The following is a 15,918-nucleotide window of genomic DNA, read 5'->3' on the forward strand; positions in this document are numbered from 1 at the left end:
ACTCGTTGCCCTTTTTGTTGTGGGCAAACCTTGGCTTTTTTTAATGCGGCGGCACCGGCAGGGTAAACCAGAAACATGTCCCCTGCCCTGGCGCGCTGGTGACCCCAAGGGTGCCGTTGTGCAACTTGATTAGTTGTTGCGTAATGGCAAGCCCGAGCCCGCTTCCCCCTCGATCACGGCTGCGGGATCGATCGGCACGGTAAAAACGCTCAAAGATGTGTGGCAGATCGTCGGCTGCAATGCCTGTGCCATTGTCTTCGACGGTGACCCGTACCAGCGATCCTTCGGCTGTTGCCTGCAAGGTGATCGTGCCGCCTGCCGGTGTGTGGTGCAGGGCATTGCTCACCAGGTTGCGTAACACTTGCGTCAGACGTTCAGCATCACCTGTCACCATCGGCAGTTCGGGTGCATACGTGGCGTAGAGCGTGATCTGCTGATTCGCCGCAAGCTCTTCAAAGAGCGTGACGGTCTGGTCAAGGAGGAGGCCAAGCGCTGTGGGGTTGAGGTGTAGTTCGAGTTGGCCGGCCTCGGCAAGCGAGAGTTCCCGTAGGTCGTCCACGAGTCGGCGCAAGCTCAACGTGGTATCGTAGATGGTCGCTACTTCGCTTTTGCTGAGCGGGTAGACATCGTCGAGCATGGCGCGCAAATTCCCCTGCACGACGGTGAGTGGGGTGCGTAGTTCGTGGGCAATGTCGGCGACCATGTGACGACGCTCGGTCTCGCCAGCTTGCAAACTGGCGGCCATTGCGTTGAAGGCCTCGGCAACCTCGCTTACTTCGGTGGGTCCGCCAGGCGGTACCCGTTCGTCAAGGTTGCCCTGGGCAATGCGTCGTGCGCCATGGGCGAGCCGATTGAGTGGTGCCGTCAGGCTCCGCGCTAGCAGCAAGCCGAGGATGAGTCCGATGCTGGCAGCAAGGAGTGCCGACCACCAGAAAATATCGTTCAGATCCTCCAAAAAACGCTCGGCTGCCCCGGGCAAGCTGCCGCCACGTGGGTCGCTGACGAGCAGATAGCCCACAGTCTCGTTGGCGACAGTGATTGGGAGGGCGTTGTTGCGTTCACGTACTGCCAGGCTGTTGCCCGTTACGATTGCGTTGGGATCGGCGATCAGTTGCCCCTGGGCATCGGCTAGCGCAACACTGCTCCGGGGTGCCCCCGACCCTTGCGCACCTCGCCCCTGTCCAGGGCCATACTGGGCCGCCAGGATTGTCTCAACCCCCTCCCACGAACCTTGCTCGCTGTAAAAACGCTCAAGGCGCCCGATCAGCCCCGAGTCGGTGACCTGACTACGTACGACATAGCCCCGAAAGGTTGTTGCTGCCCGGTTATTCGCCAGCAAGGCTACGGTCACGATGGCCGTCAGGGCCACTAAGCCGAAGCTCAAGGTCAGTTGGATCCAGAGGCGTTTCATAGGTTTCGTAAACGGTACCCGATGCCATAGACCGTCTCGATCAAGGGGCCTGCATCGATATCACGTTCGATCTTCTTGCGTAAATTTTTGATATGGCTATCCACGGTGCGCTCTAAACCGGCATAGCTATAACCAAGGCCCTGCTCGATTAATTCCGTCCGGGTAAAGGCGTGGCCTGGGTTGCGCATCAATAGTGCCAGCAACTCGAATTCTGTAGGCGTGAGTTCGAGCGCAACCCCCGCCACCGTCACCCGATGGGCATCAAGATCGAGCACGAGATCCCCCAAAGTCAGGCGTTGTGTGGCTACAGGTGTGCCTGCGGTACGGCGTAAGACCGCTCGGACACGCGCGACAAGTTCACGCGGATTGAACGGCTTGGTGACATAATCATCGGCCCCCAGTTCAAGCCCGACAATGCGGTCTGTATCGTCAATGCGCGCAGTTAACATAATAATAGGAAGTTGCGCATGAGCCGGATCGCTGCGCACCGTACGGGCAATCTCGAAGCCGTCGCGGTCAGGCAGCATGAGATCAAGCACGATGAGATCAGGCCGTTCAGTGCGGATGGCACGGAGGGCAGTTTCCCCATTATACACACCAGACGCACGAAAGCCTGCCTGCTCGAGATATGCGCAGACAAGCCGGACTATTTCGCGATCATCATCAACGACAAGGATTGTTTCTGGCATAGACGTTCTTCCTCGATCCTCCGTCTGTCTTCGCTGCGCTGCGGGCAACGAAGGAAGGCTTCGTTGCCCGCAGCGCTCACCGTACCTATCGCTTGCCTCCACGACGCTGTTGTCCACCACTCTGGTCACACGTTCCCGTGCCATCGCAGGTGCCATCATTGCTCTGCTGACGTGTACCCTGGTTGGCCCGATCCCGGTTGCCCTGGTTGCCATTGCTTCCCATGCTCAATGGCTGATTGATCCGCTCGGTGAGCTGCGTCTCAATTGTTGCCAGACGGGCGTCGGCATCAACCTGGGTCAGATGACCTGCGGCGACAGCGGCCTCAAGGCGCTCGGTACGCGAGGCAACCATTGTCTGCACGAATGCGGCTGGATCAACGCCCCCAGATTGGAGCGCGGCAGCAATGGTGCCGTCCGTCCCCAGTTGTGCGACCAATTCGGCACGAGTGAGGCCAAGCGCATCGGCAGCCTGGGCCACAAGCGATTGATCCGCCCGGCCCATGCGTCCGTTGCTGACCTGACTGCGGTCACGACTACTCGCCCCCTGCTGTGCCGCACTAGTGGGAGGCCCGCCCTGGGCCGAGGCTGCGGGTGCAAAGCTCAAGGCCACAATGGCAAGCAGCGCGAGGCCGATGCCAGTTGCAAAAAGTGAAAAGATGCGTTTCATGATGGTTCTCCATATTGTTGATCGAAGATCGTCTGGCCATTCCAGTGATCGCGTTCTCTCGATACTTCTACTATAGCAACTCTTTATGGAGAACCTATGGAGATAGGGGGTAGCTGTTGTGGATATACCCATATGGAAGGTGGCCCTGCACATCGCAGCGCTACCTTCCATATGCTACAATATCACCTATGCCAATCATGATGAACCTGACCACCGCCGAGCACGGCGGCACCCAGCCTTCCTGCGGGACGGGCGATCATAGTAGTTGTGGCCCCAACTGTTCGTGTGGCTGCCCCTATACTGGTATGCACGAGCGCGGTCTTGTTGAGCCCATTGCGCTCGTCGAGCCGCGCTATCCCAACGAGTGGTTGGCCTTTGTGATTCCCCCTGGTGAAGACGAGTATCACCCCGAACATGGCATGCTCGTTGTCCATAGCCCCGACGATAATGAAGTCTGGGACGCCGTCAGCCGCATTACCTTCAACCAGGTGGTGCATGTCTATTTTAATGGCTGCTTAGAAGCGTACCTCGAGCTTAATCATTTGTAGGACCGAATTTTACATATGAATTGGGCGCGAGAAAAGCCAGCGTAGCTGGCTTTTCTCGCGCCCAACTTTCTCTAACTCAGTTCAGGTTCACCTTCCGCAAACGCAGCGAATTCGTCACCACAAAAACTGAGCTAAACGCCATCGCCGCTGCGGCAAGCATCGGGTTGAGTTGCACCTCCGTGAACGGGTAGAGAATGCCGGCGGCGACCGGGATCAGCATGACATTGTAGATAAAGGCCCAGAAGAGGTTCCAGCGAATGGTGCGCATCGTCGCCCGACTGAGCGTAATCGCCTGGCTGACCCCGGCGAGATCGCCGCGCATCAGCGTGACCGCTGCGGCTTCTATCGCGACATCAGTGCCTGTGCCAATGGCAATGCCAACGTCGGCCTGTGCAAGCGCCGGCGCATCATTGATGCCATCGCCGACCATTGCCACGACCCGGCCTTCGCCCTGGATGCGTTTGACTTCATTGGCCTTATCTTCGGGCCGCACCTCGGCCAGTACCCGGTCAACGCCAACTTCGTTGGCAATGGCCTCGGCGGTACGCTGGTTGTCGCCGGTCAGCATGGCGACTTCGATGCCCCGGCTGCGCAGCAGTGCAATCGCCGCCGCTGAGGTTGGCCGCACCGTGTCGGCGACCCCAATGACCCCCAACGGGACGTCGTCTGCCGCGACAATCATCGCGGTCTTGCCTTTGCTCTGCATTGCGCTAATGGCGCTTTCGAGTTGCTCTGTCCCAATGCCGCGCTCGTCCATCAGACGGGTTGTCCCGATCAAGACGGTTGTGCCCTCGATCTCAGCCTCGACCCCGGCCCCGACGATGGCGGTAAAGCGCGTCGGGCGCGTTAGTGTCAGGCCCCGCTCGTGGGCCGCCTGGACAATCGCTTCGCCAAGCGGGTGCTCGCTCCGACTCTCGGCGCTCGCCGCTAGTTGCAAGAAGTGTCGCTCGACCTCTTCTGCGCTTCCGTTCCTGGTGACGCCTTGTTCCAGTAGAAGGCTCGCCTTGCTGACGCCATCCCCCGGGTCTTTCTCGCCTGTTGCGGCAGCGGCAACCGAGGCCGGCAGGACAGGCTGCACGCCCTGTGCGAGGACAATGATATCCGTCACTGAAGGTTTGCCGGCGGTGATCGTCCCCGTTTTGTCGAGCACGACGGTCTGAATCTTGGCAGCACGTTCGAGGCTTTCGGCATTCTTGATCAGAATGCCCCGCCGCGCTCCGACGCCGGTACCGACCATAATCGCGGTCGGTGTGGCAAGCCCGAGCGCACACGGGCACGCAATCACTAGCACCGAGACCGCAAAGATCATGCTGCGCGTAAAGCCGACATCGCCAATGAAATACCAGACCCCAAAGGTTGCCAGCGCGATCACGATGACCACTGGGACAAAGACCGAGGCGACCTGGTCGACGAGGCGTTGCACCGGCGCCCGGCTCCCCTGGGCCTCCTGAACCAGCCGAATGATCTGCGCCAGCGCGGTCGCCTTGCCCACGCGGGTGGCCCGCATCTGGAAACTGCCACTTCGGTTGATCGTCGCCCCGACGACCGGGTCGCCAACATGCTTCTCAACCGGCAGGCTCTCACCTGTCAGCATGCTCTCATCAACACTCGAAGCGCCTTCCAGCACCACCCCATCAACTGGGATCTTCTCGCCCGGGCGCACGATGACCACCTCACCTACGCGGACATCACCCACAGGGATGTCGATCTCTTGCCCGCCGCGTAGCACGCGGGCGGTGCGTGGTTGCAACCCGATCAGACTCTTGATCGCCGCGCTTGTCTGACTCTTCGCCCGCGACTCGAGGTATTTGCCCACCAGTACGAGCGTGATGATGACGGCGGCGGTCTCAAAATAGACATGCCCCGGTGCCCCACTGACGAGCAGGGCAATGCTGTAGAGGTAGGCCGTGGTCGTCCCCATGACAATCAGAGAGTCCATGTTGGCCGTACGCGCTTTGAGTGCCGTCCATGCGTGGCGATAAAAGTCGGCCCCGCTATAGAACTGCACCGGCGTTGCCAGCAGCAGAAAGAGCCAATTGAGCAGATCGTCGCGGGCGGCGATCTGGTGCATCATCGCCGCCATGGAAGCCCCGTGATCCTGGCGCATCATCTCGGCCCCGGCCCCGATCAACCAGGGATTGATGAGCCCGATATCGCGAGCCATCGCGATGAGAAAGAGGGGCAGGCTAAAGATGATGCCCACGGTCAATTGCCGTCGCTTGCGGGCAAGTTCTGCGGCGCGGGCGACGGTCTCGGCATCCTCGCTCTCACCCTCTTGCTCGGTCGTCTCGATCACCCCGTAACCGGCTTGTTCGACCGCTGTCTTCAGTTCGCTGAAACCGGTCGCCGCCGGTGAAAAGACCACGGTTGCGCGCTCAGTTGCCAGGTTCACGTCGGCGGTCAAAACTCCGGGTACCTTGCGCAACGCTTTCTCGACGCGACTGGAACACGAGGCGCAGGTCATCCCTGTGACTGGTAATTCAATGCGATCAGTCACAATGCCGTAGCCAGCCTGCTCGACGGCCGCCTGGATCTGCTGGGGCGCAAGTTGGGCCGGGTCAAACCGGATACTCGCCTGCTCGGTGGCAAGATTGACGCTGGCGCTTGCTACGCCAGGGAGTTTCTTGACCACCTTTTCGACTCGCATCACACACGAGGCGCAGGTCATCCCGGTCACCGGTACAATAAGTTCTTGTTCTGCCATAGGTTTTTAGGAGCGTTGCTTAGCTGCGAGCTACGCTCAGATAACTGGAGCAACTTCTTCATAACCCGCCTCGCGAATCGCGGCCACAATCGTTTCCGCTGCGAGCGTGTTCTCCGACGCAACGGTCACAACCTTGCTTGGCAAATCGACCGTGATACTGGCCACCCCGACTAGTTTCCCCACTTCGTCGGTGACCGCACGCACACAGTGCTGACACGAAATCCCCGGGACGTGAAATTGTTCGGTTTTCATCCTTGCGTTTCCTTCCTATGCACTCTGACGTGCTTCAAAGACGTCCAATAATTCGCGCACGACCCGTTCCCGTTCATCAAGGCTCTCACTCTGGATGGCCGTGGTGACACAGGTGTGCAGATGTTCATCGAGAATGCGCTGGTCAAGACTCGCCAGGGCCTGCCGGATCGCTCGTGTCTGGTTGAGCAAATTGATGCAATAGGTGTCCGCTTCGACCATGCGCTGCACCCCGCGCACATGCCCCTCGATTGTCTTGAGCCGCTTGAGCAGATCTGCTTTGTGTTCGCTGTTCATTGCCTCCTCCACCCCCTCCCCCCCGGGGGGGGTACAAGTAGTATACCATTTCTTGGGAAAAAAGCCAGCGTCGCTGGCTTTTTTCCCAAGAAAGATTTATATTGGTCGCCCGTTTAGCTCCGCGGAAACTGTTTGCTTGCTTGCTTGGCCGAAGAACTGGCCGGGGCTTCGGCGCGGTAGAGGCTTCCTTCGAGGATGCGCAGGAACGCACGACGGTCGGCGCTGCGCACGATGGCCTGTTCATGGGCACGGGCGAGCGCTACCGGGTACCCGTCGCCACGTACCGCCTGGTCATAGACGAGGGTATGCACCTGGTTCACCAGGTCTGGTTCGCGGGCGACCCATTGCGGGATCTCGATCCGACAGAGTTCACGGGCGACCCGTAGGTAGAAGAAGTGGATCAGATGCGGCCCGTAGCGTTCCAGGTTGATTCGGCTCATCGAGCAGAAGATTGGCCCGCGTTGCCCTTCGGCCAGCCCCGCCCCGAGAATGTCGGCATCAACAAGCCCCTGACAAACCATACACGAGGCTTCGCGTCCGGCACGAATGTCGCTACATTCGGCACAGACTGCACCTTGCCCTGCGGCTACATCGACATCGGGGCACAACATCAAGCGGATCATGCCCATCACTTCGGGTGATTGTGGACGGCTGATATACGAGGCAACCGGAAGGGATCGTCGTCGTAACTGTTCAAGATACCCAAGATAGGGTTCAAGAAAGAAGTCCTGGACAAAGCGCTCGGCCCCCGCCAGCGCCCAGCGTATCAGCGTTCCATCCTGCAAGGCAAGCGCCGGCAAGTCGTCGGTCAGGTACTCATCGGCCAGTTCGGCTAGTGCGACCCCTTCTTCGACATCGCGCCGCGCACTCAGGTACGCCCCTTCAATCGCCACGCGCCGCGACCCTTCCCGCAGATAGAGATCCTCTTCCCGGTAGTAGAGCGTTGGCTGCGAGGTGAGGCGCGCTGTCGGCTGGTGGCCGTACCGCAGAAAGACCTGGCCGATGTTCAGCAGGTAACAGCTCACGCTCCCGTGGCGATCAAGGTCAATCTGCGATCCATCGGTGGCAACGAGGGCATACGCGGCTGGGGGCGGGGGAAGATCGCGTACCGTTCCGATCGGCTCAATCGGGCGGGCCAGCAACCACTGGGCGGTCGGGCGGCTCAGGTCAACTGCCTGTGCCCAGTGCGCCTCGTTGCCATCGGCCTCAAGATAGTGCGCCCGTAGCGCGAGCGCCCGCGAGGCGGTCGCGGCGGCTGCACCAGCTGCTGCCTGGCTCATCTCACGGATCTGTTTGCTGAGCGTCGAGAGATCAAGTCCCATAGGCTTCGCTTACCGCGCTTTCAACTGCTCGGCCAACTCGACAAAGAAGGGCAGCAATTCGGGATTCTTGAGCGAGTCGGGATTCGCGGCACGTTCAACGGGTGCACCCATCAGGATCTTCTTGACCGGCACCTCAAGCTTTTTGCCACTGAGCGTGCGCGGCACATCGGGGATCGCAAAGATCTCATCGGGCACATGGCGCGGCGAAAGCGCTGTCCTGATCGCCGTTTTGATGCGCTGTTCCAGCGCCTTATCGAGGCTCACCCCGTCGCGCAGCACCACAAAGAGCGGCATATACGAGGCTCCACCCAGCCCTTCGAGGTCAATCACCAGACTATCGAGGACCTCGGGGATCGCCTCGACGGCCCGGTAGATCTCGCTGGTACCCATGCGAACGCCCTGGCGATTGATCGTGCTATCCGAGCGTCCGTAGATCACGACCCCACCATGCTCGTTAAACACAATCCAGTCACCGTGGCGCCACAGCCCAGGATAGACCTCAAAATAGCTTTCGCGGTAGCGACGGCCATCAGGATCATTCCAGAAATAGATCGGCATCGAAGGCATTGGCTCGGTAATCACCAGTTCGCCCATCACCCCCGTGACGCTGCTACCATCGGTATCAAAGGCCTGCGCATTGACGCCCAGCATGCGCCCCTGAATTTCCCCGCTATACACCGGCAACAGGGGCGTGCCGCCCACAAAACAGCCACACACATCGGTGCCCCCGCTGACCGAGGCCAGCCAGAGCTCTGCATTGACTTTGGCATAGACCCACTCAAAGCCCTCGGGTGGCAACGGCGACCCAGTTGAACCCATCCCCACAAGCGTATGCAGATCGTACTCGGCACCCGGATGCACATCAGATTTCATTAGGGACGTAATGTAGCCTGCGCTCGTCCCAAAAAAGGTTATGCCCGCCTGTTCGACATACTTCCAGAGCACCCCCATATCAGGATAGCCCGGGCTTCCATCGTAGAGCGCAATCGTACTGCCCGTTAACAGCCCACCCACCAGTAAGTTCCACATCATCCAGCCGGTTGTCGTAAACCAGAAAAACCGGTCACCGGGCTTGAGATTCAGGTGAAGGGTCAACTCTTTTAGATGCTGGATCAGAATGCCGCCCTGGCTCTGCACAATAGCCTTGGGGAGACCGGTGGTGCCTGAGGAATAGAGTACCCAGAGGGGATGGTCGAATGGGACGTGCTCGAACTGCAACGTCCCGGGGGTTGCGCTTGCCGTCGCCCATGTCAACACCCGGCCTTCGAGATCGTTGCCAGTCGCTGCTGGATCAAGATAGGGCACCAGGATCGTCGCTTCAAGCGTCGGCAACGCCGCGTGAATCTCGCGCACCGCCCCCAGGCGTTCGTGCGCTTTGCCGCCGTACCGATACCCATCGACAGCAATTAGCACCTTGGGCTCGATCTGCTGAAAGCGATCAATCACACTCGGACTGCCAAAATCGGGCGAGCAACTCGACCAGACCGCCCCGAGACTCGCCGCCGCGAGAAAGGCCACTAGCGCCTGCGGAATATTCGGGATATAGCCAACCACCCGATCACCGGCACGCACCCCAAGTTCACGGAGCGTTGCGGCAACGCCGGTTACCTGGGACTCCAATTCAGCCCAACTCACCTCGGTTAGTGGCCTGCCCTCAGCTTGAAAGATCGCCGCAGGATGGCTCGTCGTCGCCTGGCGAAAGATATGCTCGGCATAATTGAGCCTTGCCCCCTCAAACCAGCGTGCCCCGGGCATCGTATGGCTCGACAGCACTGTCGTGTAGGGTGTGGACGACTGAATACCGGAATATTCCCAGATCGACGCCCAGAACGCCTCGATTTCATCAACCGACCAGCGCCATAATTCATCATACGTCGTAAACTGCAACCCACGGGTCTCGGCAAGCCAGGTCATATAGTGCTGCATATTGCTCTGCTGCTTTAGTTCAACAGAAGGTGACCAGAGCAACATCGGGGCAGGCTCGTTCGGCATCGAACACCTCCAGAGAGTATTGCATCACGATAAGCGCCTCTTATTGTACCCTATCTTGCCAGGGCAATCACAAGATGGCAAGACCTCACAGGGCTTCAAGCCCTGTGAGGTCTAGTCTAGCGGATTCATTCGAAGCTTTGCGTCTTTGCGCCTTTGCGTCACACAATCTGCCTGATGCGCTAAGGCACTTGTCTTAGCTAGACAGCGTCTCTTCCGAAGACTTGACCGTTTCACGTGGTTTGCGCTCGATCCGCTCGACTCCCGAGTTCATCCGTTCAACCAGACGGCTCATATCTTCAACAAAGCGGTCAGTATCCTGGATCGGGAAGGCAAAGCGCACTGGCCCGAGCTCGTTGAGGCGGCTCAGGATGTTACGCGGGAAGAGGGCCAGTTGATCGGCAAAGTCGGTCAGCAGATTCTTGACCAGGGGCTCAAGATTTTGCGCGGTATTCGTGCTCGGAGGCGGGTCAACCAGGGTCAACACGAGTTGGCGAATATATTCGGCGTAGCTCTGGATCTTGACTTCGCCCTGTTCACGGACGATCAGTTGACACGCGAGCCGCTGGCCTTCGGCGAGTTTCGCCTCGGGAATCCAGGCTTTCTCGGCCTCACTCGGCGGGCTCAAATACTCGGCCCCTTCCTGCACCTGGCAGCGACAGAGTTGGCAGGTACCCGCGTTATCGCACAGGAAACCGATATGCGCCGCATTGCGTCGGGCAACATTCAAAACCCGCTCGCCGACCTTCGCTTCCATCGCGACATCGTTCATAATGATGGTAGACATGTCTGATCTCCTCTGGCTGGAGCTTGGGGGGGCCGCATGTACCTAGGTTAGCCTTCACAATAACATAGGCGATAGATCGCGTCAAGCAACGTGATGAGGGTGCTAAGCTTGCGCTCACTCCAGCACATCAAACCCAAGGGCAAAGCTTATCGCCTCGCGTAACTCGCGGAGCCTTTCTGGTGCAAGATGTGTAATATAACCGGCGAGCTTGGCTTTGGCGATCTGATTCATTGCTCACCCCATGCTTGCTCAGCGTCCCAAACATCAAACTCACCTGGCGCAACGGGATGTTGCGCATAGCCTCTGGCATGCTGCTGCTCTTTTTCAAGGATGGCGTGATGGCGTAATGCGAGTTGGAGGGCTGAGCGAATAAATGCCGAACGGGTGGTTTGCAGCGCTGCCGTCAGATGATCCACTTCAGCCAGCAACTCGTCATCAATGGTCATTTGGATCGTTTTCACAATGCACCTCGTACGCTCGGTCGCATCAGCTTCTGGTGCTGGCACCGGCCAGCTACGCTGGCCGGTGCCAGCACCATCCTTACACCCCCCCAATGCCGAGGCGCGTTGCGTTGCTGCGCAGCGCGACAATGACTTCGGCGATGAGGTCGTCGAGCGGCATTGCAATCACGTCGGCCCCGTGGCGAATGCCGTCACGACTCACTTTGGCGGCAAAGGCTTTGTCTTTCATCTTTTTCTTGACCGACGAGACTTCGACGCTCGCGATGTTTTTGTCGGGGCGTACCAGCGCTACGGCGGTGACAAAGCCGCTCAATTCGTCAACTGCATAGAGTGTCCGTTCCAGCACCGAGACTGGCGCGATGCCGCTGTAGTCAGCATGACTCAAGACGGCTCGCAAGACTTCTTGATTCCATCCAGTTTCGCGTAGATGCGCGACCCCGTAAAAGGGGTGCCCTGGCAGCGTCGCCGGCAGAGGCTCGCCAGCAAGGATGGCCTCGGCTAGCGCGGTCGTGGCTGGCCCTGCCTCGGGCATGCTCGGATATTGCTCGAAGTCCATGTCATGGATCAGGCCCACCGCTTCCCAGAGATCGGCATCTTCCCCGGTCTTGTGGGCAAAATGAACCATACACGTCGCGACGGCCTCGCAATGTTTGCGCAGGCTCTCCGCCTTGACCCACTCGTACAGGGTCGCTCGGGCACGCTCACTCAACATACATGATCCTCTTTCTTCTTGATCCCACATGCGTTGTGCAGGCTCCATAATAGCAAAAAAGTGACGAGCTCGTGCCATGCCATGGTGGCACAGAGCAAGAAGCCTACGGGCCCGTCGCGCCATCCTCCGAGTTGTCCATAGCGCCGCCAAAATTCGCGTGCCGGTGCCCCGAGCAGGTTGCGCCAGCGCATGATGCGCCCTTGTCGGTAGAGGGTCTGCGCTTCGGCGAGCGCGTAGCGGCTCTGTTTGTGCCACAATTCGGCGAGGCGCGTGATATTTTCGTGCCAGAGATGCTCGTGCGTTGAAGCGATGGCTCCGTCCAGGCTCGCCGCTTCATGCACCAGGCGGCTTTCGTCAAAGTGTGCCGCATTCCGCCGGAGCAGCCGGAGTTGATGATCGGGATACCAGCCGCCTCCCTGCAGGATCTGGCCGAAAAAGCGATTGTATCGGGGCAGACGAAAACCTGCTGCGGTTGGCTCGTTCTGCAAGGTTGCCCTCAGTTCGTTGGCAAGCGCGGGTGTAACCAGTTCGTCGGCATCAAGGAAGAGCACCCAGGGTGTACTGGCGAGTTCCAGGCCCCGGTTGCGTTGCGCTGGAAAGCCACGCCAGGGTTCGCAGACGACCCGTGCCCCGTGACTCTGCGCTCGTTCCGCCGTACGGTCAGTCGTACGGTCGTCGAGCAGCACGATGAGCTCGTCGGTCAGGCCGCTCACACTGCTCAGGCACGCCTCGATATACGCTTCTTCGTCGCGGGCAATGATCACCACGGCTAGCATGGCTGCTCCTTTTCAGCGCTGCAATTGGATCGACGCAAGCACAATGCTCCCGCCGTCACCGACGCCAACGGGATCGAGCCGCAGGCCGGTAATGATCCCCTGCCATCCAGGCGCAGCGGCAAGATCGAGACGATAGGTGGCGAACTCCTCGCCTTCGATCAGCGTCCAGCGCATTGAACGCGCCTCGTCGGTCTGCCCGTTCTCGTCAAGCCAAAAGAGTTGGGCATCGCGGGCGGCTGTTGTGGCGGCCATTGTGATCTCGATATTTGCAAACGCTGCCGTATCGAGGCGCATGGGCGGGCTGATCAGGGCTGGGTCAATGCCTGGTTCGAGCCTCCATCCCTTGGCGTCGCGCCCGAGCGTGGTTGCATTGAGCACCCGCCAGCCCCACTCCAGACGGGCGAAATCCCAGCCGGGCTCCTCGGCGAGGGTTTGGGTTCCAGGGAGCACCCCGTACCTCGGCAGGGGCGCGGCAAGTTCAAGAGGGCGTAGGGCCTCTCGGTAGGGCGCATAACAGGCTGCTACCTCTTCGGGGGCCAACCCGAGCCGTTCGCTGGGTGTCGGTGGCTCACCGGGGGGCGCTGGGGGCGGATGAATTGCATCGTCGGCAATGAAGACGGCGTAGCCGCTGGCGAGCGCCGTCGCAATGTGTTCCTGGATCAGCGCACACGCGGCAGGCCAATCATTGCCAGTCAGCGCAACCGCCTGATTCAGCGAGATTACGTTGGGGTGTTGCTCGTAAAAGGGGAGGTAGAGTTCGGCAAGGCCATCAGGTACGACCAACAGATCACCTGGGGCTGCAAGGTCAACCAGGCTCGTCGCGGCAAGGCGTTGCAGATCGCGCTGCGCATCGCCACGTTGCTGGATGGTCGCCCAGTTGAGGCCAAGCATCGTCACCCCGATCCCAAGGACGAGCAACTGGGTGAGTTGATGCCTCCAACCGGGAGCCTGAGGATCGCGCTGGTTGCTGGCAGGATGCGTTGCCAGCAAGAGCAGCAAATAAAACGGTGGCAAGCTCGCGATCCAGAATTCGATATTGTCCGGCTCCCACCAGAGAAAAAAGGCCCCATAGACCAGCAACCAGCTCGTAGCGATCACTAGGCTCCCCGGCGGTGCGGTGCGGCGCAGCGGGCGCAGGTGGAGGAGCAGCAGGCCAAGGAGCAGCAGGCCCAGGATCGCCCCGCCTGGCTGGGCAATGGTGTCGGCGAGCCCCTGCCCCAGCAAGCTGAGTTTCGCCTGATCGACTGGCCCCCCCCAGAAGCCGGTGGTGGTATAGCCGGCGGCCCAGGTAAAGAGATCGGTTGCGTTGCGGAACCCACTGACTCCCAGGCCAACCCACAGATAGGCCCCACCAACCACCAACGCCAGAGGCAACCCATAACTGAGCAGGGTGACAAGAAGGCCACGCCAGTCGGTCGGCCCTGCCTCTTTTTGCTTGACATAACTGTAAGCTAAAGCAAGACCAGCGGGTACACTCAGCAGCACATTCGTCTGGTGAAAGAGCACCGCCACGCCTTGCACCAGGCCGAGGCCAGCGGCAAGGGTTGGTGAGGCAGGCCTACGGGCTGCGCGGAGCATCAATGCGAGCGCAACGATCAGGAAGATGGCCGCAATCGTATAGACTTCGACCTCAATCGCATAGTACCAATAGGCAAAACTGCTCGCGAGCAGTAACGCCCCGAGCAGCGCCGGTTGCCATGCCCACGTCTGCGACTGACCGCGACCGATGAGGCGTCCGATCACCATCCCAAAGAGCGTCACCCCAAGCGCACCTGCCAGTGCATTGGTCAACTGTAACAAACGTTCGGCCCCACCGGGCCACCCCAGGCCCCTGGCAACGGTGTGGATCAATGCCCCGAGAGGGCCATAGGCGAGGTGGTGCGGATGGAACAACTCTTGCCAGGGCTTGCGTTCGACATCAAGGATATACGAGAGCGCATCGTAGGTATGCACATCGGTGAGGGTCAGCACATAGAGTGCCGCGCAACAACAGAACGTCAGGAGGGCAAAACTTCGCATTAACGCACGGCATCCTGTCGTTCAATGCTTACCTGATCCCCAAGGGCGGTACCGGTAGCAGCAATCATGCCAGCGGGCAGTTCAACCACATAATGGGCGCGCCAGGCACCAGCAAAAGGGCGATTGGGGGGCAGCGCACTGGTCAGACCTACCACACGGTCGTGCCGATTGACAAAGACAACATCAATCGGAAAGCGCATAAAAAAGCTATGCACACTCGAACACGGCACAATCAGCAACCCCTCACCGGGTGCAAGGCCGGGGTGCCCAATCAGGCCTTTGCCGCGCGCCAAAAAGCTACGGGCCTCGGTACAGGCCAGGGCGAGTGGAACACCTCGCGTTTGATTATAGACGGCTACGGTCACGCTTCACCCACCAAAAGACTGCAACAGGCGTGGCACAGCAGGCCCGAGGATCACCACAAAGAGGGCCGGAAAGATCAAGAAAACCATGGGGAAGAGCATCTTGATCGGGGCCTGTTGAGCCAGGGCCTCGGCGCGTTGGCGGCGTTTGACGCGCATCTGATCGGCCTGAATGCGCAAGATCTTTGACATCGACACACCGAGCTGATCGGCTTGAATGATCGCCGAGGTAAAGGTCTGCACATCTTCCACACCGGTACGTTCAGCAAGATCCTTCAGCGCCTCGCGACGCGTACGACCGAGGCGAATATCGGACAGCACCCGTTTGAACTCACGGCTCAGTTCATCGTCCCATTTTTGCGTAACGCGTTGGAGGGCAAGATCAAAGGCGAGGCCAGCTTCAACGCTAATACAGAGCAGATCAAGGGCATCGGGCATCGCCTTCTGGATGGCCTTTTTGCGGTCAGCAATCTTGCGGCCCAGCCACATCACGGGCAACATATAGCCCAGGACAAAGCCAATGACACTATAGAGCACCGCCTGGCCCGTCTCCATCGTACTGAACGAGACGACCATAATAATCAAGCCGAGCATGAGCGTCAGAGCGACGCGCAGGCCGATAAACATCGCCGGGGTAATATTGCCTGGATTACCGGCCAGTTGCAAATTCAACTTGAGCCGATCCATACTCTGGCGTGGCCCATACTTGCCCATCGTCGTCAAGAGACTGCGCGTAGCCGGCAGAATCACCCGCTGGCTAAAGGGTTGCTCGAGCTCCATCTCTTCGAGGGTCATCGCCCGTTCAGTAAACTGATTGAGGCGTGCCTCAATCGCATCTGAACGGCGGGAACCCATTAGCACAAACACCATGAGCCCGATCCCGCCGAGGATAAGCACCCCAAATACGAGTACCAGAGGACTCATT

General features: G+C 59.6%; 16 protein-coding genes. 1 reads left to right on the forward strand and 15 read right to left on the reverse strand.

Going from position 1 to position 15,918, the window contains the following annotated elements; translation table 11 throughout:
* Window positions 1-40: 40 nt before the first annotated feature.
* The 3 genes from A9Q02_RS23075 to A9Q02_RS23085 all read right to left on the reverse strand — a co-directional run bounded on the left by A9Q02_RS23075 (window position 41) and on the right by A9Q02_RS23085 (window position 2,767).
* A complete protein-coding gene (locus A9Q02_RS23075) occupies window positions 41-1,411 on the reverse strand; it encodes a sensor histidine kinase (protein ID WP_097655433.1) in 1,371 nt (456 codons plus the stop codon).
* Window positions 1,408-2,100: a response regulator transcription factor gene (locus tag A9Q02_RS23080; protein WP_097655434.1), complete on the reverse strand. Its 693-nt coding sequence runs from the start codon at window positions 2,098-2,100 to the stop codon at window positions 1,408-1,410. The genes A9Q02_RS23075 and A9Q02_RS23080 overlap by 4 nt, the downstream gene beginning before the upstream one ends.
* An 85-nt stretch (window positions 2,101-2,185) precedes the next feature.
* Window positions 2,186-2,767: a hypothetical protein gene (locus A9Q02_RS23085; RefSeq protein ID WP_097655435.1), complete on the reverse strand. Its 582-nt coding sequence runs from the start codon at window positions 2,765-2,767 to the stop codon at window positions 2,186-2,188.
* Window positions 2,768-2,955: 188 nt separating this feature from the next.
* Between A9Q02_RS23085 and A9Q02_RS23090 the strand changes: the two genes are divergently transcribed.
* Entirely contained in the window at window positions 2,956-3,315 is a 360-nt protein-coding gene (locus A9Q02_RS23090; protein WP_097655436.1) for a hypothetical protein, read from the forward strand.
* A 76-nt stretch (window positions 3,316-3,391) separates the two neighbouring features.
* Here the strand turns inward: A9Q02_RS23090 and A9Q02_RS23095 are convergent, their stop codons facing one another.
* The 12 genes from A9Q02_RS23095 to A9Q02_RS23150 all read right to left on the reverse strand — a co-directional run bounded on the left by A9Q02_RS23095 (window position 3,392) and on the right by A9Q02_RS23150 (window position 15,917).
* On the reverse strand, window positions 3,392-6,019 hold the full coding sequence (locus A9Q02_RS23095) for a heavy metal translocating P-type ATPase (RefSeq protein WP_097655437.1): 2,628 nt from the start codon (window positions 6,017-6,019) through the stop codon (window positions 3,392-3,394).
* 36 nt (window positions 6,020-6,055) lie between these two features.
* Window positions 6,056-6,271: a heavy-metal-associated domain-containing protein gene (locus A9Q02_RS23100; protein ID WP_097655438.1), complete on the reverse strand. Its 216-nt coding sequence runs from the start codon at window positions 6,269-6,271 to the stop codon at window positions 6,056-6,058.
* Between the two features lie 15 nt (window positions 6,272-6,286).
* A complete protein-coding gene (locus A9Q02_RS23105) occupies window positions 6,287-6,565 on the reverse strand; it encodes a metal-sensitive transcriptional regulator (protein ID WP_097655439.1) in 279 nt (92 codons plus the stop codon).
* A 113-nt stretch (window positions 6,566-6,678) separates the two neighbouring features.
* Window positions 6,679-7,887, reverse strand: a complete 1,209-nt coding sequence (locus A9Q02_RS23110) for a DNA double-strand break repair nuclease NurA (protein WP_097655440.1) — start codon at window positions 7,885-7,887, stop codon at window positions 6,679-6,681.
* Between the two features lie 9 nt (window positions 7,888-7,896).
* A complete protein-coding gene (locus A9Q02_RS23115) occupies window positions 7,897-9,879 on the reverse strand; it encodes an acetoacetate--CoA ligase (protein WP_097655441.1) in 1,983 nt (660 codons plus the stop codon).
* Between the two features lie 193 nt (window positions 9,880-10,072).
* On the reverse strand, window positions 10,073-10,663 hold the full coding sequence (locus A9Q02_RS23120; protein WP_097655442.1) for a 2Fe-2S iron-sulfur cluster-binding protein: 591 nt from the start codon (window positions 10,661-10,663) through the stop codon (window positions 10,073-10,075).
* Between the two features lie 227 nt (window positions 10,664-10,890).
* Window positions 10,891-11,124, reverse strand: a complete 234-nt coding sequence (locus tag A9Q02_RS23125; RefSeq protein WP_097655513.1) for a ribbon-helix-helix domain-containing protein — start codon at window positions 11,122-11,124, stop codon at window positions 10,891-10,893.
* 79 nt (window positions 11,125-11,203) lie between these two features.
* The gene (locus tag A9Q02_RS23130) at window positions 11,204-11,836 is read right to left on the reverse strand and encodes an HD domain-containing protein (RefSeq protein WP_097655443.1); all 633 of its coding nucleotides are present in this window, start codon (window positions 11,834-11,836) and stop codon (window positions 11,204-11,206) included.
* A complete protein-coding gene (locus A9Q02_RS23135) occupies window positions 11,830-12,612 on the reverse strand; it encodes a glycosyltransferase family 2 protein (protein WP_097655444.1) in 783 nt (260 codons plus the stop codon). Before A9Q02_RS23135 ends, A9Q02_RS23130 begins: the two co-directional genes overlap by 7 nt.
* 12 nt (window positions 12,613-12,624) lie before the next feature.
* Complete coding sequence (locus A9Q02_RS23140; protein ID WP_097655445.1) at window positions 12,625-14,631, reverse strand: protein O-mannosyl-transferase family; 2,007 nt, start codon at window positions 14,629-14,631, stop codon at window positions 12,625-12,627.
* On the reverse strand, window positions 14,631-14,996 hold the full coding sequence (locus A9Q02_RS23145; RefSeq protein ID WP_097655446.1) for a DUF192 domain-containing protein: 366 nt from the start codon (window positions 14,994-14,996) through the stop codon (window positions 14,631-14,633). The genes A9Q02_RS23140 and A9Q02_RS23145 overlap by 1 nt, the downstream gene beginning before the upstream one ends.
* 3 nt (window positions 14,997-14,999) lie before the next feature.
* Window positions 15,000-15,917, reverse strand: a complete 918-nt coding sequence (locus A9Q02_RS23150; protein ID WP_097655447.1) for a type II secretion system F family protein — start codon at window positions 15,915-15,917, stop codon at window positions 15,000-15,002.
* Between the last annotated feature and the right edge of the window lies 1 nt (window position 15,918).

The sequence above is a fragment of the Candidatus Chloroploca asiatica genome (assembly GCF_002532075.1).
Taxonomy (GTDB): Bacteria; Chloroflexota; Chloroflexia; order Chloroflexales; family Chloroflexaceae; genus Chloroploca; species Chloroploca asiatica.